General features: G+C 41.2%; 18 protein-coding genes. 7 read left to right on the top strand and 11 right to left on the bottom strand.

The genetic code is table 11. From position 1 onward, the window contains the following. Positions 1–5 precede the first annotated feature (5 nt). The 4 genes from L3V38_RS11775 to L3V38_RS11760 form a co-directional block, all read right to left on the bottom strand. Positions 6–2,525: a TonB-dependent receptor gene (locus L3V38_RS11775; protein WP_237119510.1), complete on the bottom strand. Its 2,520-nt coding sequence runs from the start codon at positions 2,523–2,525 to the stop codon at positions 6–8. A gap of 136 nt (positions 2,526–2,661) precedes the next feature. Continuing rightward, positions 2,662–3,648, bottom strand: coding sequence for a sensor domain-containing diguanylate cyclase (locus L3V38_RS11770; protein WP_237115005.1), 987 nt, complete (start codon positions 3,646–3,648; stop codon positions 2,662–2,664). Positions 3,649–3,797: 149 nt separating this feature from the next. Then, entirely contained in the window at positions 3,798–4,175 is a 378-nt protein-coding gene (locus L3V38_RS11765; RefSeq protein ID WP_237119509.1) for a DP-EP family protein, read from the bottom strand. A 17-nt stretch (positions 4,176–4,192) separates the two neighbouring features. Further along, positions 4,193–7,444: a winged helix-turn-helix domain-containing protein gene (locus L3V38_RS11760; protein WP_237119508.1), complete on the bottom strand. Its 3,252-nt coding sequence runs from the start codon at positions 7,442–7,444 to the stop codon at positions 4,193–4,195. Positions 7,445–7,669: 225 nt separating this feature from the next. On the opposite strand from L3V38_RS11760, the gene L3V38_RS11755 reads away from it, so the two are divergent. Together L3V38_RS11755 and L3V38_RS11750 are read left to right on the top strand one after the other, a co-directional pair. Next, positions 7,670–8,098: a hypothetical protein gene (locus tag L3V38_RS11755; protein ID WP_237119507.1), complete on the top strand. Its 429-nt coding sequence runs from the start codon at positions 7,670–7,672 to the stop codon at positions 8,096–8,098. Continuing rightward, the gene (locus L3V38_RS11750) at positions 8,095–8,286 is read left to right on the top strand and encodes a helix-turn-helix transcriptional regulator (protein WP_062570454.1); all 192 of its coding nucleotides are present in this window, start codon (positions 8,095–8,097) and stop codon (positions 8,284–8,286) included. The genes L3V38_RS11755 and L3V38_RS11750 overlap by 4 nt, the downstream gene beginning before the upstream one ends. A 99-nt stretch (positions 8,287–8,385) precedes the next feature. Here the strand turns inward: L3V38_RS11750 and L3V38_RS11745 are convergent, their stop codons facing one another. Then, positions 8,386–9,576 carry an MFS transporter gene (locus L3V38_RS11745; protein WP_130151188.1) on the bottom strand — a complete coding sequence of 397 codons (1,191 nt, stop codon included), beginning with the start codon at positions 9,574–9,576 and terminating at the stop codon, positions 8,386–8,388. A 243-nt stretch (positions 9,577–9,819) separates the two neighbouring features. Between L3V38_RS11745 and L3V38_RS11740 the strand changes: the two genes are divergently transcribed. Together L3V38_RS11740 and L3V38_RS11735 are read left to right on the top strand one after the other, a co-directional pair. Continuing rightward, positions 9,820–10,671, top strand: coding sequence for a universal stress protein (locus tag L3V38_RS11740; RefSeq protein WP_237119506.1), 852 nt, complete (start codon positions 9,820–9,822; stop codon positions 10,669–10,671). 105 nt (positions 10,672–10,776) lie between these two features. Beyond that, positions 10,777–12,900 (top strand): TonB-dependent receptor, encoded by a 2,124-nt coding sequence (locus L3V38_RS11735; RefSeq protein WP_237119505.1) that lies wholly within the window; start codon positions 10,777–10,779, stop codon positions 12,898–12,900. 89 nt (positions 12,901–12,989) lie between these two features. Here L3V38_RS11735 and L3V38_RS11730 read toward each other — a convergent pair whose 3' ends face one another. Together L3V38_RS11730 and L3V38_RS11725 are read right to left on the bottom strand one after the other, a co-directional pair. Beyond that, on the bottom strand, positions 12,990–13,847 hold the full coding sequence (locus L3V38_RS11730) for an AraC family transcriptional regulator (protein ID WP_237119504.1): 858 nt from the start codon (positions 13,845–13,847) through the stop codon (positions 12,990–12,992). A 327-nt stretch (positions 13,848–14,174) separates the two neighbouring features. Further along, positions 14,175–14,321, bottom strand: coding sequence for a DUF2986 domain-containing protein (locus tag L3V38_RS11725; RefSeq protein ID WP_130151192.1), 147 nt, complete (start codon positions 14,319–14,321; stop codon positions 14,175–14,177). 157 nt (positions 14,322–14,478) lie between these two features. Between L3V38_RS11725 and L3V38_RS11720 the strand changes: the two genes are divergently transcribed. Beyond that, a complete protein-coding gene (locus L3V38_RS11720; RefSeq protein WP_237119503.1) occupies positions 14,479–15,969 on the top strand; it encodes a dipeptidase in 1,491 nt (496 codons plus the stop codon). Between the two features lie 61 nt (positions 15,970–16,030). On the opposite strand, the gene L3V38_RS11715 is transcribed toward L3V38_RS11720, so the two are convergent. The 4 genes from L3V38_RS11715 to L3V38_RS11700 form a co-directional block, all read right to left on the bottom strand. Continuing rightward, positions 16,031–16,822, bottom strand: a complete 792-nt coding sequence (locus tag L3V38_RS11715; RefSeq protein WP_237119502.1) for a putative porin — start codon at positions 16,820–16,822, stop codon at positions 16,031–16,033. A 215-nt stretch (positions 16,823–17,037) separates the two neighbouring features. Further along, positions 17,038–17,466: an OsmC family protein gene (locus L3V38_RS11710; protein WP_237119501.1), complete on the bottom strand. Its 429-nt coding sequence runs from the start codon at positions 17,464–17,466 to the stop codon at positions 17,038–17,040. 89 nt (positions 17,467–17,555) lie between these two features. Further along, positions 17,556–17,708, bottom strand: a complete 153-nt coding sequence (locus L3V38_RS11705; RefSeq protein WP_237119500.1) for a DUF2256 domain-containing protein — start codon at positions 17,706–17,708, stop codon at positions 17,556–17,558. Further along, positions 17,698–19,194 (bottom strand): deoxyribodipyrimidine photo-lyase, encoded by a 1,497-nt coding sequence (locus L3V38_RS11700; protein WP_237119499.1) that lies wholly within the window; start codon positions 19,192–19,194, stop codon positions 17,698–17,700. The genes L3V38_RS11705 and L3V38_RS11700 overlap by 11 nt, the downstream gene beginning before the upstream one ends. Positions 19,195–19,363: 169 nt before the next feature. Here L3V38_RS11700 and L3V38_RS11695 point away from each other — a divergent pair, with 169 nt between their 5' ends. Both L3V38_RS11695 and L3V38_RS11690 read left to right on the top strand, forming a co-directional pair. Next, positions 19,364–19,651, top strand: coding sequence for an EF-hand domain-containing protein (locus L3V38_RS11695; RefSeq protein ID WP_237119498.1), 288 nt, complete (start codon positions 19,364–19,366; stop codon positions 19,649–19,651). Continuing rightward, a complete protein-coding gene (locus L3V38_RS11690; protein ID WP_130151199.1) occupies positions 19,648–20,115 on the top strand; it encodes a hypothetical protein in 468 nt (155 codons plus the stop codon). The genes L3V38_RS11695 and L3V38_RS11690 overlap by 4 nt, the downstream gene beginning before the upstream one ends. Positions 20,116–20,165: the final 50 nt, after the last annotated feature.

Genomic DNA, 20,165 nt, shown 5'->3' with positions numbered 1-20,165 from the left:
ATTTTTTAGAAGTTATAAGTGATGTTACCGTAGATGAAACGGCCATCTAAACTATAAGGTGTAAACGCACTATAAGTGAAAATTTGATTAAAGTCGCTGTAACCTATGTTGCTTACAGTATCTTGTGGGTACTGATCAAATAAGTTGTTTGCGCCAACAGCAAATTTCCATTGTGCAGATGGGCGGTATGCCACCTCTAAATCAGTGATCCATTTTGCATCAATGACTTCATCACCTTCTGGTGTGCTTGATGTATCCACCACTTCACCGTAACGCGTGGCGCGAAGTGTTGTTTGGAAGTTTTCAACGTCCCATGTTGCAGACAAGTTCCACTTATTTGCTGGCGTGCCTTCTTCGAAGCGGGTAATTTCACGACGCGCAAAGTATTCGTAGCTATCACCAAGGGCTTCAAGCTCAGCAGGGTTTTCTTTAACATGAGTGACTTCGGTGTCATTAAAGTTAACGGCTGCACTTAAGCGTAAGTCACCGTAGTTCTCAAGCCCTAATGAATAGGTTGCAACAATATCAACACCTTGCGTACGTGAATCAATGGCATTGGTAAAGTAGCGAACGCTTTGAGTATTTTGCTCACCGGCCTCGGCTAAAATAGCTTCTACGGCAGGGCCACTTAAGTTTTCAGACAACACAATACGGTCATCAATGTCGATGCGATATGCATCAAGCGTTAAGCTAAAGTTACCTTGCGTAAAAATAAAGCCCGCAGTCATGTTGACTGATTCTTCCGCATTAAGGTCACGAGCACCCAGTGCGCGTGCCGCAGGTTCATCAACAGGGAACAAACCAACTTCACTTGGAATACCATTTTCAAATACCGTGCTTACCGATTTGTAAGACGTTTGTGCAAGTGATGGTGCTCTAAACCCAGTACTAATTGCACCACGCAGAGACAATGATTCATTTACGCTGTAACGAGAAGCCAGTTTTGATGTAAAAGTACTACCAAAGTCACTGTAATCTTCAAAGCGGCCAGCAAGAACCACATTCCAGTCGCTTGTGAGGTAGGTATCAAACTCAGCAAATACAGCGACATTATGGCGGCTTTCATCAGTTGCACTGTCAGGTGAAAAGCCTGCTAAAACTTGTGCACCACCGGCAGCAACAGGGTTGCCTGCATCATCAAGTACCGTGATATAAGAAGCTGTTTCACCTGCTTTAATTTGGTAGTTTTCGTGGCGATACTCTGCACCAATGGTGACAAAAACATCGTCAGGTAAGCCTAAATCAAGCGTGTTGCTGGCATCCATGTTAACTAAGTATTGCTCGTACACAAGCGCACCGTTATCAAACTCAGTTGGGCTATTTACGCCCATTGACGTGTTTAAACTGTTGCTAACACCTAAACCAAAGTCATTACGACCATAGTTGCTGCTTAGATCCCATGTCCACTCATTGGTTTCGCCGTTCAGGCCAATAGCAAATGAGTAGTCATCTACGTCGGTATCAATTTGTGGTAAGAAACCGTCAGGATATACTTCAGGTAAGTTACGAGAGTCTTTTGCACGGCGGTAAAAACCAGCTGAATTACCTTTACGGTTTGAGTAACTAGCAAATGAATACAGCGATAACGTGTCGTTAAACTCATAACCTAGGTTATAGAATAGGGCGATATCTTCAATATCGGCTTTACCAAAACGGTGATTATAGCGGTCAAAGTCGAATTCACGTGGGTCTAGGTTACCGTTTGCATCGCGGCTATATTGTTCACGCTGGTCAATACCTGAGCGGTTAGTTGGCTCGTTATTACGCGATTCAATTGAAATATTAATAAAGCCATTATCTGCAAATGAGAAACCCGCATTAGCGCTTGCGGTGCGCGAAATACCATCGTTTAATTTGCGGTCAGCGCCTTTTGCAAAGCTTAAGTTACCTTCGCTATCTGCGCTTGTGCCTAATAATTGTGGCGAGCCTGCCATTTGTGTGTCGTACTCACCATAGGTGTAGCTTACACTACCGCCTTCGTCGGCATCTTTTAGTACAATGTTAATTACCCCAGCAATGGCGTCAGAACCATATTGCGCGGCAGCGCCATCACGCAGTACTTCTACGCGTTTAATTGCTGAGGTAGGAATATTATTTAAATCAACCGCCGTTGAACCACGACCTACGGTACCACCTAAATTTAATAGTGCACCCGCATGGCGGCGTTTACCGTTGACTAATACCAGTGTGTGATCCGGTGCAAGGCCACGTAATACAGCAGGTTTTGCGTGGTCAGTGCCATCGGCAAGGGTTGCACTTGGGTAGTTAAAACTCGGTAACTGAGAGGCAAGTACTTGGCTAATTTCAAGCTGACCTGTGCTTGCTAAGTCGCGGCTTGTTAATAAATCAACCGGAACAGTACTTTCTGACAAGCTACGTAAACTACGACGTGTGCCCGTCACTGAAATAACTTCAATATCTTTTGCTGTATTTTCAGCAGGTTGCTCAGCAGCGATTGCAGTCACTGATGCAGCAAGCGTACTTGCGATTGCAAGTTGCAAAGGTAATTTGTTGAATAATGCCATTATTGATTCCCATCTGACTTATCTATTTTAGCGCAGTGTAAAACGCATAATGGGAACAAACAAATAACATAAAAGTATAGTATATGTGTAACTAACGCGACTTGTTAATTAGTTTTTTACGTTGTTAATTATGTGTTTACGCGCTAATACTGATCTTGTTGCGTCCCTCTGTTTTGGCACGGTACAACGCGGTATCGGCTGCGCAAATTAACGCCTCTGATGTACGGTATTGGTTATTAAATTCACACGCAATGCCTTGGCTTACACTTATTCTAAAATCACTGGGTAAACCTATATCTGTAAATGACATTGTATTGATTTTAATTTGAATATGTTTTGCAATTGCTGCGGCTGTGTCTTTTTGACACCTTGGTAATATAACGGCAAACTCTTCACCACCATAACGCGCTGCTAAACAGTCATGAGAGGGCAGTGACTCTGCAATTATACTCGCTACTTTTTGTAAGCACTTATCACCTTTAACATGACCGAATCGATCGTTAAATAGTTTAAAATAATCAATATCAATTAATATAGTGCTAATAGCTTGATTTGTTTGCACACTTTCTTGCCAATGTTTTTTTAATGACTCTTCCAAAGTAAGGCGGTTTGCAAGGCCTGTTAAGTGATCGGTTGTGGCTTGTTTTATTAAGCGATTATACTGCTCTTTATGTGATGATAAATCATGTAAAACGCAAATAAATAAATTATCTGCAATAGCGATATTTTTAGGTAAGCTTGATATACATAAATCAGCATCAAGGGTTTTATTGTCGGCACGATTAATTTTAACCTCATTCGGCCCTAAACTAATTGGTGAGTCTTTATGATCTAACCAGCTTAGTAGTGTATACATGTATTTATCGCGGTCGGTATCGTGCAGGTAATGTAATAGGTTTTGACCAATTAACGCCTCTTGGTTATCACCAAAAAGTTGCGCAGCCATCGGGTTGGCAAATTCAAACGTGCCTTGACCATTGATGATAAAAACACCCTCAGCCATGTGTTGAAACATCTGTGCAATTAAAGCGAGCTGATCTGAGTTTATAGAGTTAGGTAACGCACCCTCAGCGTGGTTTGTGATTTTGCTTGTTTGTTTATTTTTGTTGTTGGAAATAGACACTCTCGTTCCTTTTTGCCAATGCAAACGTTTTTGGTGTCTATAAAGTTACTTAAAAAAGTGCAAATAAACCTTCTGGTAACCTTCTGGTTTTAAGTTGTTGTTTTTAAAGGCTCCAAGAGTGGAGCCTAAACTAATTTTCCGTATGGAATTTAAAGTTCTTTATCGTTCTTTACTTGGGGGTCTGTGCTTTCATAATTCGTCCCAGCTTTTTCTGCTATAAAAATCATACATACGATACCCTCATTTTCGTCAGTATCGTAGATACTAATTGATTTGCCTCCATCATTGATAATGTAACTAAAATCATTCTTACAGTTTCCCTCTTTATTACTAAATTTGGCACCAGTAAATAAGAAGCCTTCGTCTAGTGTTTCTTTATCAAGGGTATAGATGCCTAAGCTATTTCTTTCATTGACGGTGCCACCACCTGAAACTTCTTTACCACCTTGGTAGTAAGAAAAAATAGCACTACCTTTGTTATCTAAAATAATTTTAACTGAAAAATTATATATCTTATTTTCGCTCATGTTCTTCCTTTGTTTTCTTATAGTTTAAAGTTGTTTATGCCAATGTTTTTTAACTTTTCTGCTATCTTTTTCGCTTTTTCTTTCTCTTTGGAGCATATGTACACTTTTATAAGTGGGTAGTTTAATTTTATGCTCTCGGTTTTTTTTGAAATTTTTAATATTGAATTAATAGATTTTTTGCATGTTTCTATTTTTTTTGTTTCTCCGTCAGAAAGAGTGGAAATTAATAGGTTTAACCTGACTTTTGTAATGATGCTTTCTATGCTTTTACTATTAAATATCTTTGCTAATGCGGTTTTGTCGTTTCTTAGCTCGTATAAAAGATGGGTGGCCTTCTTTTTTTTATTAATTTTAATTAAGTAACTTATGATATTTATCATGATGTTTATAGATTCTATATCATTAAGTTTTCTTGCTGATATGAAGTTAATGATTTCACTCTCTACATTAATATCTTCAGCACCCTTCAGCAATAAGTGAAATGCAAGAGAGCGATAGTACGACATTTGAAACTTCTTATTTCTAGGATCTTGTAACAAAGCTTGATGTGCTTTTTCAGATGCGAATTGAGCTTTGAAAAGTGCTAAAGTTTTGTCTGGAAGGTAGCCAAGAAGGTAGCTTTGCTGAATATATGTATTAGAAACATCGCTTAGGATGCTCGCATCATTAGGAAAGCTTTCAAGCATACTTTCGAGTTCATTTGAAGCGCTATCGTACATACTTAATGCTTCGTGAAAGTTACCTAAATGTTCTTCTGTACTAGCCAACCAGCTAATTGTATCAGCTTTGTCTCGTAGTAGGTTTTTATCATTAGGCTTTAGCTCTAGTGCTCTGTTTTTAAGTTCAAGAGATTGGGTAAAACTTTGTTTAGCTTGTGTATAGTTAAATTGCTTTAAATACAATGAGCCTAACGAGTTGTAAGAATAAGATAACTCCATAATTGAGTTAAAGTCATTGGGGGCTAACGTGTACATTTGCTCGCTGTATTCTTGATACCGTTTAAACCAAGGTTCGGTCGCATTGTAGTCGCTGTTATCATAATGTAATTGCCCAAGCCAAAAAGCATTGGCCCCTGCGAGCATTAGTAAATCAAGGTTATTGGGTTGAATTTTTAGTAAAGACTCTAGTCGAACACGGGCATTTTCAAAGGCGGTGAAGGCTTCGTCGGTTTTGCCACGCGAGTAGGCGACTTCGCCCATAGCCTCTAAGGTTTGAGCGTACTGAAAGCGGTTATTAAACTGAGCTTGTTTATCACTAAAATCAAACAATGACGCTGCTTCTTCGTCTTGATTGGAAAAATACTCAAGAGCCTTATTGCTAATACCATCCAGTAAATCCATGCGCTTAACGCTTCTGAGTTTGTCGGCAAATTCACCGACCATAAAACCCAGTAAACTCTCAGCTTCTTGGCGTTTTTGTTTTGCTACTTGTTCTGCATGGTAGCTGCGCACGCTCATAAATGTAGCAATAAAGGTTAAGCACACAAGTGTTGCTGCCGTGATTTGTAACACACGCTTTTTACGTTTTGCTTTTTTATTAGAGGCTTTTATTAAAGCAAGTTCATCGCTCGACAAGCTAAACATAGGGTTACTCACAAGGCTGTGTGCTTCTTGTAAGGGTTTACCTTGCGCTAGTAGAAAGTCAGTGTGTTTGTGTTCAAGCAGCCATCGCTCAGTGGCAAGTTGCACACGGCTTTTTATCGCTAAGCTTTGTTGATGCACAGCTACCCAGTCGATAGCGCGCTGCCAATGGCGCAGCAGCGCTTCGTGGGCAAGGCTAAAACAAGCTTGTTCATTTTTAAGGTGCGATACAAACAAACGGCTGTCGACCATGGCTTGCACAAGCTTAGTTTGTGCGGGATTTGTAAGTTCGCTCCAACGTGCAGCGCGGCTGGTGAGAGTTTCGCCGTCTGGGTTTAGCGTGATCAGCCTTGAAAGCACAACGGCAAGTTCTGCTTGTTGTTCATTGGGTAATTGGCAAAATACTTGCTCGGCTTTTTGGCCAATCGCTCCTTCGATAGTGCCTAGGGCTTGGTATTCAGAAAACAATAATTCGTTGTCTGGGCTGCGCTGCAAATACAGCTGCTGTAAAGTGTATTGCAGCATAGGCAGTGCATCAGGGTTATTGGCGGTGTCGTGACACAGCTGCTCATCAAGGGGGGTGTGATGTTCTGGGTGTGTTTGCCAACTTAAACCCGCTGCAAGAGCAGGCAAGCGGATCATTTGCTTTAGCTCTGAGCGTGTGGGCGCTAATAAATCAAAATGTGCGCCATTGGCTTTACCTGCCATTAAACTTGGTTGACTCACCACTTGTGGGTAAAAATCATTACGACAAGCGCTAAAAATGATTATACAGTCACTGGTTGCTAAGCATTCTATGAGTTTTAAAAACTGACTGCGTTCGTCATTTGTGAATAAAGGTGACGATAATAAGACTTCTAAGCGGTCAATAAATAAAAATAAGTAGGGTTTGGTGTGTTCATTATTAAGCTCAGCCAGTGCAGCTTTGCAACGACTAATAATATGCTCTGGCTGTGTGGTTAATAACTCGCACAGTGACTCGGCACTCATATCACTGAGCACGGGTGCATCGTTTATTTCTAAATCGAGCAGGGTAGAGGCTAAATCGAGCAATAAGCGGTCTTTATTTACGTCGGCAAAGTCTAATTGGCAGTAACTATGAACACGTATGCCATCGTAGCCACTGGTATTCATTAAGGCAGGTAATACACCCGCGTTTACAAGGGATGACTTTCCTGAACCACTCGAACCTAAAATTAAACAAAAGGCACGGCCAAATTGAATCTGTGCAGATACCCGCTGTAATAAGGTTTCTATTTGCTTGTTGCGACCAAAAAATACTCCTGCTTGATCAGGCGAAAAAGCACTTAATCCGACAAAAGGCGAGTCACCTTGCCAAGCTGTTTGGCTGGCTTTTTGCTCTTCATCAAGGGGGAAGTTTAAATTGGCAATCACGCGGTAACCACGCTTACGAATGGTTTCGATGTACTGCGGGCTACTGGCTTTATCGTCAAATGCTTTACGAAGCTGCGTAATTACCTTGTGTAGCGGGTTATCGCCAAGCGCTACATGTGGCCAGCAGTGGCTGATAATTTCTTCGCTGGTTAACAGTTCACCCTGTTTTTCGCACAACAGCAATAATACATCCATCGCTTTTGGTTCAAGATGTTTGACTTGTTCACCACGTCGTATTGAATTTGTGCTTGGGGTAACTTGCCATTCGCCAACAAAAAACAGCGCCGTACTCATAGTTTATCTTCTTTTTATTATTATCGGATGGACAGATTCAGATTCTGTTCAGGTAATTCTAGATTAATACAATATTATGAGTTTAACAGCAAGTCTGTTGTCTTTTTTGAAACTAAAAAATTCTTTATATGTCGTGTTTATAAAACTTTTTGTAAAGTTTGTTTGACTTTTTGTTTTTGTAGATTAATCTTTAGTCAAGTTAACTTTACTTTTAAGGTGAGAATAATGAATCAAACAGGATTAACATTTAAACAGCGCAATAAGCAAAATACCTTAAACCTTGCTAAGTGGACGGTAGCGTGGTTGCTAACGCTTGCTATTGCCTCGTTTGGGCCGCACTTTTTATGGCAAGATCAAACGGTGATAACTGTTGCTGCAATCGTTATAAATATACTTGTTGGCGTGATGATGATTTTAGCAAACAAGCGACAGCTTCAGGGCATGGATGAATTACAGCAGCGGATACAACTCAATGCCATGGGGATCACACTAGGTGCAAGCTTGGTATTTGGGTTAGCCTATTCGTTGTTACAATCGAGCGGATTAGTGCATTTTAACGAAGATATATCACATTTAGTTTTGTTTATGGGCATGACCTATTTAGTGTGCATTTTAGTTATGAATAAGCAGTTGAATGACGAGGATGAAGCATGAAAAACCGCTTGAAAGTGCTGCGTGCTGAGCATAACTACACCCAAGCAAAATTAGCTGAGTTACTTGATGTATCAAGGCAAACAGTGAATGCCATCGAAAAAGGTAAATTTGACCCAAGTTTGCCACTGGCATTTAAGGCCGCACGTTTGTTTAACTTGAGTATCGAAGAAATATTTCAGGATGAATAAAGGTCTTGCAAGCAGTGGTGGCGTTTAACGGCGAATGTTAAAGCATTCCTGTTAAATGCCATTTCTCTGGACGATATAAAATCGCAGCTACATTTTTTGCTAACTTTCGACTCGTAGCTTTTTCATTTGTATCGCGCTTAATGACCACATTAAAAAGCCACCCAAAAAGAGTGCTGCAGATACATAGCCTGTTTGGCTTGGCAGTGCGCCTTCGGCAATCGCCATACCACCAAGCCAAGGGCCAATGGCATTGGCTGTATTAAACGCACATTGCACGAGTGCGCCTATCATGGCGTGGCCTTGTGGTGATACATCCATTAACAGCGATTGGATCACAGTACCTAAACCAACGCTAAAGCCAATAAAGAAAATAACCGCATATAACAGCCAAATATTGTGGCTGGCGCTTACATAGCTGGCTGCAAATACAACAGCACCAATTAGCGCTGCCCCGGTGGTTTTTAATGGCGAGCGGTCGGCGGCTTTACCCAGTATATAGTTCCCTAAAGTACAGCCAATTCCAAACATAATCATGGCAATAGAAATCGTGTAAGCTGGTGTGTGAGTCACCACTAAAATAGTGTCGGCTATGTAGGTATAAACACAAAATACGCCACCAAAACCAATAATAATGATACCCAGAATCGTCCACACCAGCTTGTTTTTAAGCACACTGAGTTCATCTAAAATCGACGTGGGTGTCGTATTTTTTACGTTGGGTACGTACTTAACAATGAGTACCAAAGCCACTAAAGCGAGTAACGCAGTACCTGCTAGGCAATAACGCCAACTAAAGTTTTGCCCAACCAGGGTAACCATAGGCACACCGACAATTGTTGCAATGGTTAAGCCCATAAATACTTTTGACATAAAGCTTGCGCGTTTGTCGGCAGGGGCAATGTCGGCGGCGAGTAAAATAGCCGCGGCAAAGTATGCACCATGTGGTAAGCCACTCAAAAAACGAAATAAAATCAGCTGTTCGAGTGAGTTTGCAAAAGCGCTTAAGCCATTGAATAAAAACATCATACTGACAAACATCAAGAGCGCATTACGTTTACGCATATTTGCTGTGGTGATCATAAAAAGCGGTGCACCCACAACGACACCAATTGCATAGGCACTAATGGCATACCCGCTTTGTGCTGGGGTTGATGAAAATGTTTCGCTGATAAGGGGCAGCATTGGCATCATAGAAAATTCAGACAGGCCTAAAATAAACGTGCCCAAAGCCAGTACTATCAGAATGGTAAACGTGCTTACGTTGCCTTGATTATTGGCTACGGTAGTCATGGAGATCCTTTAAAAATTGATTTTGAAAATGCCAGCAACAGGCAGGCTGTTCTGGTATGAGATGTGTGCCCATTGCTATTGTAATACAAATTTACCACACTGATATAGTACTTTTTGGAACGTTCTACATTTGTTTGTTATAAGAAATTAAGCTGAACTTCTTAAGTCTTTGCTGTTCAAAATAAATACATATAAAAAGCCGACTATACTTGGTTTTACTGGCTTGGTTTGAAGGAGAGCAAAATGAAAAAGATATTTGCCTGTATCGATGGTTCATGTATGACCAGTGCAGTGACAGAAGCTGCTATTTGGATAGCCAAGCGTACTGATTACCCAATTAACTTTTTACATGCGTTAGAGCCTCCCTTGCCACAAGGCCGCGATGACCTAACCGCGATTATTGGTTTAGGGTCGCAAACGTCCTTACTTGAGCAATTGACAAAACTGGAAGTTGAACGCAACAAAATGGCCTCTGAGCATGGCAAGCTGCTACTTGAAGAGGCGGTAAAAAAAGCACAACATGCCGGAATGACTGCGGTTGAGCATCAGCAGTTTTCTATGAGTTTAGTGGACGCTTTACTTGATAATGAAGACGATGCAAGGGTGATGATTATTGGCCGTTCTGGCAAGGGCCACTATGATGACTTTAAAGTATTAGGCTCACATATCGAAACTTTAATTCGCCAAGTGCATACACCCGTTGCGATTGTGCCGCCACACTTTCATGAGCCAACTAATTTTATGCTTGCCTATGATGGTAGCGAACATACAGACAAAGCAATAACACAGATTATTAACGGGGGGATTTTAACAGGGTTAGATTGCCATTTAGTGATGGTTGATAAACAAGACGGTCAATGCCAAGACAAGCTAGATACAGCCTCGGCAAGGCTGGTTGAGCATGGTTTTAATGTTAGAACCCGTATGCTTGATGGTGATGTATACGAGGCGTTATGGCGTTATAAAAGTGATCACGCCGTTGACTTAATGGTGATGGGCGCATTTGGACACTCTAAATGGCGACAATTCTTTTTAGGCAGCACGACACTAAAAATGCTCGAAGATAGCCGGATCCCTTTGGTGGTGCTGCGCTAATATTCTGACCCCTGCGCACTGGGTGCGACAATATGTCGCGTGTTCAGACTAATTAATGAGTTTTATAATCTACTCATTAATTAACTATCTTATTTTTAAAGAGTTATGAACACGCAATTTTCTCGTCCTGGTTTTTCATTTTCTAAAATTGCAGCAGCACTTAGCTGTGTTTTAAGTATTTCTGTTTTTGCTGATGATTCGATTGAAGTAATCGAAGTACAAGGTCATGCCCAAAATAATCATCAACTCGTTGGCTCTGCCGATTCATTGTTATCTGATTTAGGCGTTGATTTTTCAGCGGCAGGTGGGGTGTCTAACTTACCTGTTATGAATGGCATGATGGGCGATAGAGTTAAAGTACTCGTTGATGGTGCTGATGTCACTGCGGCGTGTGCTAATCAAATGAACCCGCCATTATCTTATGTGTCGGCGAATCAAATTTCGTCTTACAGCGTGGTTGCTGGTGTGTCGCCGGTGAGCAGTGGTGGCGATAATATTGCTGGTGTTATTAGGGTAAATACGATTGCCCCAGAGTTTAGTGATACAGATTCACTCAATTGGCGTACAGGTTATGTTACCGCTCAGTACAAAAGTGTTAACGACAGCCAAGCGTATGGCCTAGGTGCAAGCCTTGCAAGTAAACAGTTTAGCTTGTCTTATCAAGGCAGCTTTGAAGATGCCAATAGCTATGATGATGGTCATGGTGATCGCGTACTCGATACTTTATACCGTGTGCAAAATCATGCCTTAACGGGTGCTATTCGTGATGACAAGCAGCAGCTTGTAGTTAAATTAAGCCATCAAAAAATTCCCTACCAAGGCTTTCCCAATCAATACATGGATATGACCGATAACACCAGTTACGGATTAGTTGCTCAGTATCAGCGCGAACTTGCAGACAGTCATTTACATGTGCAAGTGAACTATCATGATGTGAAGCACGAAATGGGTTTTTTTAGTGCAGAAAAAACAGGCATGATGCCAATGAATACAGATGCTAAAGACTACAGTTATCAAGTACATTGGCGCACTGACTTATCAAAGCAATCATCATTGATGCTAGGGCACGAATATTATAATTACCGTATTGATGATTGGTGGCCTGCGGTTGCAGGGTCAATGATGATGGGCCCGAACGAATACATTAATATCAATGAGGGAAAACGCGATCGCCTAGGGGCATTTGCTGAGTATCAAAATCAAGTAAACCAAGCTTGGTGGTTATCGGCAGGTGTGCGTGTTGAGCAAGTAACTACAGATACTGGTGAAGTACAAGCTTATAACGAAGGCGGCATGGGTCATATGGGCTCGATGATGAATATGTCGAAAACCGATGCGCAAGCGGCGATGGAATTTAACCAATTAGACCGTAAACGTGACGACACCTTAGTTGATATGAGCCTACTTGCGCGCTACCAATTAACTAACAACGATGAGCTGCAATTTGGCCTTGCACGCAAAAACCGTGCGCCCAATTTATATGAGCGTTATAGCTGGGGTGTTGGTACGATGGCAACTACGATGATCGGTTGGTTTGGTGATGGTAACGGCTATATTGGTAACCCAGATTTAGAAGCCGAAACGGCTCATACTTTGAGCGCTAGCTACACTAAGCTCGCTAAAGACGATAGCTGGCAAATAACAACAAATATCTGGTACACACAAGTAAGTGATTACATTGATGCTGAGGTGACTAAAAGCTTTAACCGCACTGACATGGCGCATACAAAACGCAATATTCTGACGTTTACGAATCTAGATGCCACACTTTATGGTGCTAAACTTGCTGGACTAGTTGAGCTTCATAATTCAAAGCAAGCAGGAAAGTGGCAATTAAAAGGCTCATTAACCAGTAGTCATGGCGAACGTGATGATAGTAATGAAGACTTATACCAAATCATGCCACTAAACACTAAGCTGAGTTTGGAGCACGAATACAAAGGTTGGCAAAACGCATTGAGCTGGCAGTGGGTTGATAGTAAAACCAATGTTGATGAGCGTCGTTTAGAAAATAAAACCGACAGCTATCAATTATTGGCTATCTCAAGCCAGAAAACATGGCAAAATTTAACCTTTAAGTTGGCAATTACTAACTTACTTAATGAATACTACCAACAGCCACTCGGTGGGGTGAGTATTGCTAATTATAAGCAAGATATGAGCGCAGGTTTTGAACAGCTTGCAGGGCAAGGCCGTTCGTATAATGCCAGCATTAGTTATCGGTTTTAGGGAAGAGGCTTTGTATTTGTAGGCGTGAAATTTATTGCGCGTGTTGCGCGATGTAAAATCGCGCCTACAACTTGCTTACACGCCTCGTGTTACTTAATCGGCAAATAAATATCTGTTTGCAAGTCGCATTCATCAACTTCATGGATGAGGTTGAGGTAATGAAAGAAACACGGGAAATCACGGACTTCTTCACCACTTTGCACTAGCCACTCACGATACAAGTAGTAAACCGTATCGCTAATAGTATCGTGAGAACCCTTGTGGCGCACTACTGCGCAGCGACCTGCTGGAATTTCACCATTTCGCACACCTTGCGGGTTTTCTGTTATAGGGTGTGTGATACTGCCGGCAAAGTCAAAACGAAATGCATGATCTTCAGTCGTGGCAGGGTCGCTATACGGGATCCCGTAAGTGCGACTGGTTTTAACGGGTGAAAAACCAGATTCTTTACGCCACTCAATAAATTTTGCGGCGGTATTCATAAGTGTATTCGCAGAACCTTGGTGAGTAAGTAACGCCACCGGTTGTGCTTTAAAATCAACAATGTTTACATTCATAGGGCAAACCTTTTTGTCAGGTAATGAAAATTCAAACTGTGTGTGCCAATTAGGCCAGTTTGGTTTGCTTCTGAACTCGCTGGGCGACTGCGTAAAAGTGCGCTTAAAAGCACGGCTAAATGCTTCAGGGCTATCGAATTGTGCCTCTAGAGCGATGTCGATAATTTTTATTTGCTGCTCAAACGCGAGCCGAAATGAGGCGCGTTTTAAGCGAGCAAGTTGCGTGTACTTTGTGATGCTTATGCCTACACCAGCAACAAATAAACGATGAAAATGGTATTTTGAGCAACACGCCACCTCACTTAACTTTTCCAGTGATAGGGGCTCATCGAGATGTTGGCTTATATAATCACAGGCCAGCTCAATACGTTGTTGTTGCTTCGTTTTCATGGTTATTCTTTAATACTTTTCAGAAGTAAGGCCAGTGTGCCATCACCTAAAAGTACCTACCTGATTGAAATTGCGCATTTTGTTTAACATTCACCAATTGTAGGCGTGAAATTTATTTCGCGCGAAGGTTCATGTTTTGTGTGATCTTTAAAACGCGCCAAGCAAGCGTGACGCCTACGGGTGATGTAGGCGTGAAATTTATTTCGCGCGAAGGTTTATGTTTTGTGTGGCTTTTAAAACGCGCCAAGCAAGCGTGACGCCTACGTATGATATGGGGAAATTTATTTCGTATATTGCGCGATGTAAAACCGCGCCTACGATAACTTTTTAACTTTCTTGTTCAGCTTCTTGCTGTGCTCGCTTTTCGCGTTCTGCTTTTGAGATATAAGCAGGTTTATTGCTTTTATGCAGTTTCTCATTGGCGCGTTTATCTTTTTGTTTAAGTTTAGTGAAGATCTTTTTTCTACGATTCATGGGGTCAACAAACAATAAAATGGGGTGAGTAGACATTGTACCTTGTAATTAATTTTAAGCCGACACATTTTGCTTAAATAAGAGATTTCATGTCAGGGCTATAACCGTTACAATTAAAACGTACTCTCTAAAAACCTTTAAAACTCTGGAGCTTATCTTGAAACATTCATTACTTGCAGCACTTTTATTAAGTGCATTTTCTAGTCAGGCAGCCGTGTCTGAGCAAAGTGAAAAACTGGCTAATTATGCGGTAGAACAGTATCAACAAGCGCAAATACATACCCTTGGAAATTTAGTCTCTTATCCTACGGTAAACAAAGAAGGCCTTGCAACACCAAATAACCCAGACTTTATTGGTTTTAAGTCGTTTTTAAAAATGAAAGCGGCGCAGTTTGGCTTTGACTATCAAGATTTAGGTTACACCGTCCTGATAGGTATGGGTGATCAAAAAGACAAAGTAACGATTGTCACTCATGGAGATGTACAACCTGCTGATGCCAGTAAATGGCAGCAAAGTCCATTTAAAATGGACAAAACCTCTGAGCCTGGCAAGCTCATCGCTCGCGGTACTGAAGACGACAAAGGAGCGATTGCGACTGCGCTTCACGCGATGAAGGCGATTAAAGATAACGGTATTACTTTAAATAACCGTATTGAGCTTATGGTTTACCTTGCAGAAGAGTCTGATTGGGCACCATTACAAGAGTTTATGAAAACTTACCAGCAACCAAAATATGCTGTAACCATTGATGCGTCATACCCAGTGGTTGTGGCAGAAAAAGGCTGGAGCTTAATTGCGCCTACTTTTTCTGCAACGTCAGCGCAAACAGGTTTATATGTGAGTGATTTAAAAGGAGGGGCCTTTGTTAGTCAAATCCCTGAAGATGCGAGTGTGCTCGTACATAATGCAGACGCGGCAACAGTGGCTAAATTACACGACAATGTAGCGAAACTTAAAAACGTAAAAGTAGCGATTAAAGAGCAAGCAAGCGGTTTATTAGTGCAAGTTAAGGGTACTTCAGCACATTCCTCTGAGCCTGAGTCAGGTGAAAATGCCATTGCCCACTTAGCTGAGGTGTTTAAAGGGGTTGATCTTGAAAACAACAGTGATGGTCAAGCAATTGAGTTTATTAACCAGTTAATTGGCCTTGATTTATATGGTGCACAATTTGGTGATATTGGTTACGAGCATGATTTTATGGGGCCAATGACAGTGTCGCCAACAGTGCTTACTCGTCAAGGTAATGATATTAAATTGTCTGTTAATATGCGCCGCCCTGTTGGTAAAGAAGAAGCTGTGCTCAAGCAGCAAATTAATGAAGCATTGAGTAAATGGCAGTCACGTAATAATGTGACTTTAAAAGACACGGATATCGTGATTGGCACACCAATGTTGTTAGATGGCGCTCCGCATGCACAAGCACTACTTGATATCTTCAAGCACTTTAGCGGTGACCAAGACGCAGGGTTTGTGTCAATCGGTGGCGGCACAAATGCAAAGCTATTTGATAATGCGGTTTCGTTTGGTCCATCAATGCCTGGTAAAAAATACACTGGCCATTCAGAGCATGAGTTTATTACCGAAGAGCAGCTTGCGCTTAACTTAAAAATGTATACAGCGATGATGATGCAGCTTGGTAATATGTAACAGCAATGTTTAAAATGTAAAACGCCACTTTTAAAGTGGCGTTTTCATTTAGAGTTTTTGACTAGAACTGAGCAACAAACCTAATATTATAGAGCTCTCCAGAGCCTCTTTCAGTGTAATTAGCAGTTACATAGTATTGGTCGTTAAAAAAGTACTTACCTTGTAAAACTAACTCAGAATCATCAATACCTGCACCTATGGCATAGTGATTACCAAAATAGTAGCTTAACATGGCATTGCTTGCAGAGTCATAAACACTGTCTTGGTGACCGACATCAACAGTAATATATTGACTACCGCTTAAATGATTAAAGTATCTGGCAGAGATGTTCCAATAGTCGAGTTCATCATCTGTTTCAGCTGTAAAGCCTAGATAATCTTTCTCATTGATTTGATGGTTATACTGGGCTTTTAGACGCCAATAATCATCACCATACTCACGCTCATTTTTATTTACAGAGACTTTTAATGCATCTGCAAATAAGTAGCCTACACCGACTGTATAGTTATCTGCATCATCAACATCGTAAATTTCACCTGTAACAAACCAGTTTTTGTAAAACCCTTCACCAAACATACCCAGGTAATCATTGTTATCAGTATTAAAGTAATTTACTCGTATGTTTGAGTCTGTATCGAGGTAGCCATAATCATCTAGTACTCCAGAGCTTTGCTGCTCTTCAAAGTAGTAATGGCTTACTAATTGGTAGCCATCAGAGTTATAATCGTCATGCTCGAGGTAAGTGTAATCAATACTGTTGAACCACTGCTTACTCACTTGTTGCTCTGTTGCTAATGAGCAGCTTGAATAGGCGAGTGTTGCAAGTGCAATGGGGGCTAGTTGTTTAAACATACATATCCTTGTTGTATTTTGATTTTCAAGTACTTTGACTTTCAGGTACATAGTACAACAAGTTGGTTAATGTATTGTAATAAAGTGTTAGAAGTACACGAGTAGAGTTAATTTCGAAGTAGATATAAAAAGGCTCAAAACAAATCGTAGTCGCGACTTTATGTCGCGTGATTTTTTAACAATAGCCACCTTGGTTAGAAGGTGGCTATTTTATTTTAGTTAAGCTGAGTTGTTAGCGATATTTCTGCATTCATTAATTTAGAAATAGGGCAACCTTGCTTGGTTTGCTGGCACAACTGGTTAAATTTTTCCTCTGAGATGCCTTCAATTTTGGCACTAACATCAAGTGCAATGTGGCTTACTTCAAAGCCATCATCTACTTCGTCAAGGCTAACAGTTGCCTTGGTTGTAATATCATCAGCTACAAAATCAGCGTCGGTTAACGCCAGTGATAATGCCATGCTAAAGCAGCTGCTATGTGCCGCAGCAATCAGTTCTTCTGGATTGGTGCCTGGCTTGTCTTCAAAGCGGGTGTTGAAACCAAAAGGTTGGTTATCTAACGCGCCACTTTGTGTACTGATTTTACCCTTGCCTGATTTGATATCGCCAGACCAGTTTGTATGAGCCGTTTTTTTAATCGTCATCGTCATCTCCTTTGTAAATAATTTCGGCTAGTGTGAAATGATTTCAGAGTATTAGGCCGAAAAGTATTATTCAGTAAAGAAGTTGCAACTTAAACGCCAACTTTTCGCTTAGCTTCACGCTTGCAGCGCTCTGAACAATATTTTACATTTTCCCAATCTCGCTGCCATTTTTTACGCCACATAAAAGGCCGCTTGCAGACAGGGCAAGTTTTGCTCGGTAAGTTAAGCTTTTTATGAGCCATGGCGTTGCCTTTTAAGGCTTTTAACGTGTTTTTGAAGCACAACTTTTGCACCCTGTTTCACATCATCGCGTTCTCTAAAAGACCATAATCGGTCCCGAGCTTGTTTTGCTGCTTGCTCTAAATCGACCATGGGCTCTGGGTAGTCTTCGCCGAGTTTAAAGTCATTAAAGAGGGCTTCCATCGGTGGCTGTAGCCATGGCTGATGAAGATCTTCTATGGGTAAGTCTTTAAGTTCAGGACACCATATTTTAATAAACATACCCTCTGCGTCTTTGTCCTCAGATTGCTTTATTGGGTTATATAAGCGAATGGTGTTGGTCCCTGTAACTGACGCTTGCATTTGGATTTGTGGGTAATGAATTCCAGGTTCAAAATCTAAAAAATAACGCGATAGAATTAAACTGATAGGGTGCCAATGAATGTTCATATGATGGGTCATAAAACTCACTAACATGGCACGCATTCGAAAATTTATATAGCCTGTTGCTGCCAAGCAACGCATACATGCATCGATAATAGGGATACCAGTTTGACCTTGTTCAAAGCGTTTTAAGTGCTCTGTAACAAGTTCATCATCTCGGTAAGGATAATGCAGGTAAGCAGGGTTTTGAGGTGAAAACTCCATACTGCACTGGCTTTCAAACTTTTGCATAAAGTGGCAATGCCAATGCAGCCTTGATTCAAATGCATGTAATGAGCGACGCCAGCTTAGAGGCTGCTTTGCTAAATAGTACTTTAGGGTCTGATAAACTTGCCGAAGGCTTAGGTTCCCCCAAGCTAAATAGGGTGAAAGGCGAGAGCAAGATTCTCTACTTTTTGATGGGCTTGAGATACCGCTTTGATAGCCCCTAGCGCGTTGTTCAATAAAACTTTGTAAACAGGCTCTGGCAGCATGAGGGCCGCCATATTGAAATTGTTCATCTTGTTCTGAAAAGCGCTCAGTGTATTTAGCAACTTGATAATTTTTAGGTAAAACGGTTTTAAAGTTGTGCCAATCTGGCGTCACAAGCGGTTGGTTCATCACGCTGTGCCAGTGAGCTTGCCAATTAAATTGTTTTGGTCGCGCTCTTATAACAGCACCAAGCGGGGTTTCATGCCATGGGATTGCTTTGTTATTTAGCCAGAGTTTTACCTGTTTATCTCGCTCAAAAGTGTTGTAAAGACCTATTTCTTGATGACTATAAACCCCTGCAATATCAAATTCATCACTTAGTATTTCCAGTAATGTAACCATTTCTTGGTTATAAATTGCGATTTCAGCCTTGTATTTTTCGAGTTGCTGGTTGATGTCTTTGAGAGACTGAGCGACAAAACGCCAGTGCCTTAAGCTGTAATGGGGGTCTTCGAGTAACAGCGGCTCAAAATTATAAATAAGTAAGCAAGGCAGGTCTGATGCAATCGCAGTGGCAAGTGGTTGATGATCAGACAGTCTTAGGTCACGTTTGAACCAAACAAGATTCACTTTTTGTTTTTCTGAGCTTGCCATAATAGTTAGGTTGGAAAATTGCCTTGCCCTCTGTACGTAAAAAGCCACCACTTCGATTAATTACTTATGTGATCCACAAAGTTTCCATATTTGTAGCATATTGCCCACACACTTTTGAATGGTATTCAGATTATGCTTACGGTTAATTGAATGACATAAAAGGTTCGCTATGAAGCAATTATCTGCACTTTCTATTTTAGCTATTTCGTTGTTAGCCACAGCGCCCGCTTGCTTTGCTCGCGATCATCAAGGCGGTCCTCCCCAGCGACCTGACTTTACGACTATTGATATTGATGGCAATGGAGTAATTGATTTTACTGAGTTTAGTGAACAGCCTATGCCAGAAGATATGCTGCAAACCATTTTTAATGACATGGATGCTGATCAAAATGGTGAAGTAACTGAAGACGAGTTTAATAACCACAAACCACCAAAACGTAAGGAAAATCAACGATGATCAACAGTGTTTCATCGGGTGCGAATTTTCAGCCCATGCAACGACCTCAAGCAGAGCCGTTAACCAGTGAACAAACAGAGCTAATGAATGAAACCTTAGCCCAGTTTGACCCTGAAAACTTAACTACAGAAGACGCGCAATCAATTATGCAAACATTTATGGACGCGGGTATTCAACCGGGTCAGGAAATGGAAGCAATTATGGCTGAAGCTGGCTTTGATGCCGCTGAAGTTGGTGAATTAGGTCGTCCTGAAGGTGAACGTCCTCCTGGTCCGCCACCACCGCCGCCAAGTGGTAACTCACTTGAGCAGGTTAATAGCGAAGAAGTTGTCAGTTATTTAGATGAATTGTTAGCGGAATATTCTGATCAACTTGGAGAAGAAGATAAAGAAGCGATACTCGCCTCTGTGCAAGAAAAGTTTGGTTTATCTGAAGGTGACTCGCTGTTATCGGTCACAGCGTAAATTACAAAGCGGTCATGATGACCGCTTTTTATGTCTAGTTTTATTTGTCA

Origin of the sequence: Pseudoalteromonas sp. L1 (assembly GCF_021728095.1) — a bacterium.
In the GTDB taxonomy this organism is placed as follows: domain Bacteria; phylum Pseudomonadota; class Gammaproteobacteria; order Enterobacterales; family Alteromonadaceae; genus Pseudoalteromonas.
The sequence above is the reverse complement of the archived record's forward strand: the minus strand, read 5'-3'. Positions and strand labels throughout refer to the sequence as shown.

Coding starts and splice junctions, on each gene's coding strand:
- L3V38_RS11775 (WP_237119510.1), bottom strand. CDS start 2,525: ATGGCATTATTCAACAAATTACCTTTGCAACTTGCAATCGCAAGTACG.
- L3V38_RS11765 (WP_237119509.1), bottom strand. CDS start 4,175: ATGAGCGAAAATAAGATATATAATTTTTCAGTTAAAATTATTTTAGAT.
- L3V38_RS11760 (WP_237119508.1), bottom strand. CDS start 7,444: ATGAGTACGGCGCTGTTTTTTGTTGGCGAATGGCAAGTTACCCCAAGC.
- L3V38_RS11755 (WP_237119507.1), top strand. CDS start 7,670: ATGAATCAAACAGGATTAACATTTAAACAGCGCAATAAGCAAAATACC.
- L3V38_RS11750 (WP_062570454.1), top strand. CDS start 8,095: ATGAAAAACCGCTTGAAAGTGCTGCGTGCTGAGCATAACTACACCCAA.
- L3V38_RS11745 (WP_130151188.1), bottom strand. CDS start 9,576: ATGACTACCGTAGCCAATAATCAAGGCAACGTAAGCACGTTTACCATT.
- L3V38_RS11740 (WP_237119506.1), top strand. CDS start 9,820: ATGAAAAAGATATTTGCCTGTATCGATGGTTCATGTATGACCAGTGCA.
- L3V38_RS11735 (WP_237119505.1), top strand. CDS start 10,777: ATGAACACGCAATTTTCTCGTCCTGGTTTTTCATTTTCTAAAATTGCA.
- L3V38_RS11730 (WP_237119504.1), bottom strand. CDS start 13,847: ATGAAAACGAAGCAACAACAACGTATTGAGCTGGCCTGTGATTATATA.
- L3V38_RS11725 (WP_130151192.1), bottom strand. CDS start 14,321: ATGAATCGTAGAAAAAAGATCTTCACTAAACTTAAACAAAAAGATAAA.
- L3V38_RS11715 (WP_237119502.1), bottom strand. CDS start 16,822: ATGTTTAAACAACTAGCCCCCATTGCACTTGCAACACTCGCCTATTCA.
- L3V38_RS11710 (WP_237119501.1), bottom strand. CDS start 17,466: ATGACGATTAAAAAAACGGCTCATACAAACTGGTCTGGCGATATCAAA.
- L3V38_RS11705 (WP_237119500.1), bottom strand. CDS start 17,708: ATGGCTCATAAAAAGCTTAACTTACCGAGCAAAACTTGCCCTGTCTGC.
- L3V38_RS11700 (WP_237119499.1), bottom strand. CDS start 19,194: ATGGCAAGCTCAGAAAAACAAAAAGTGAATCTTGTTTGGTTCAAACGT.
- L3V38_RS11695 (WP_237119498.1), top strand. CDS start 19,364: ATGAAGCAATTATCTGCACTTTCTATTTTAGCTATTTCGTTGTTAGCC.
- L3V38_RS11690 (WP_130151199.1), top strand. CDS start 19,648: ATGATCAACAGTGTTTCATCGGGTGCGAATTTTCAGCCCATGCAACGA.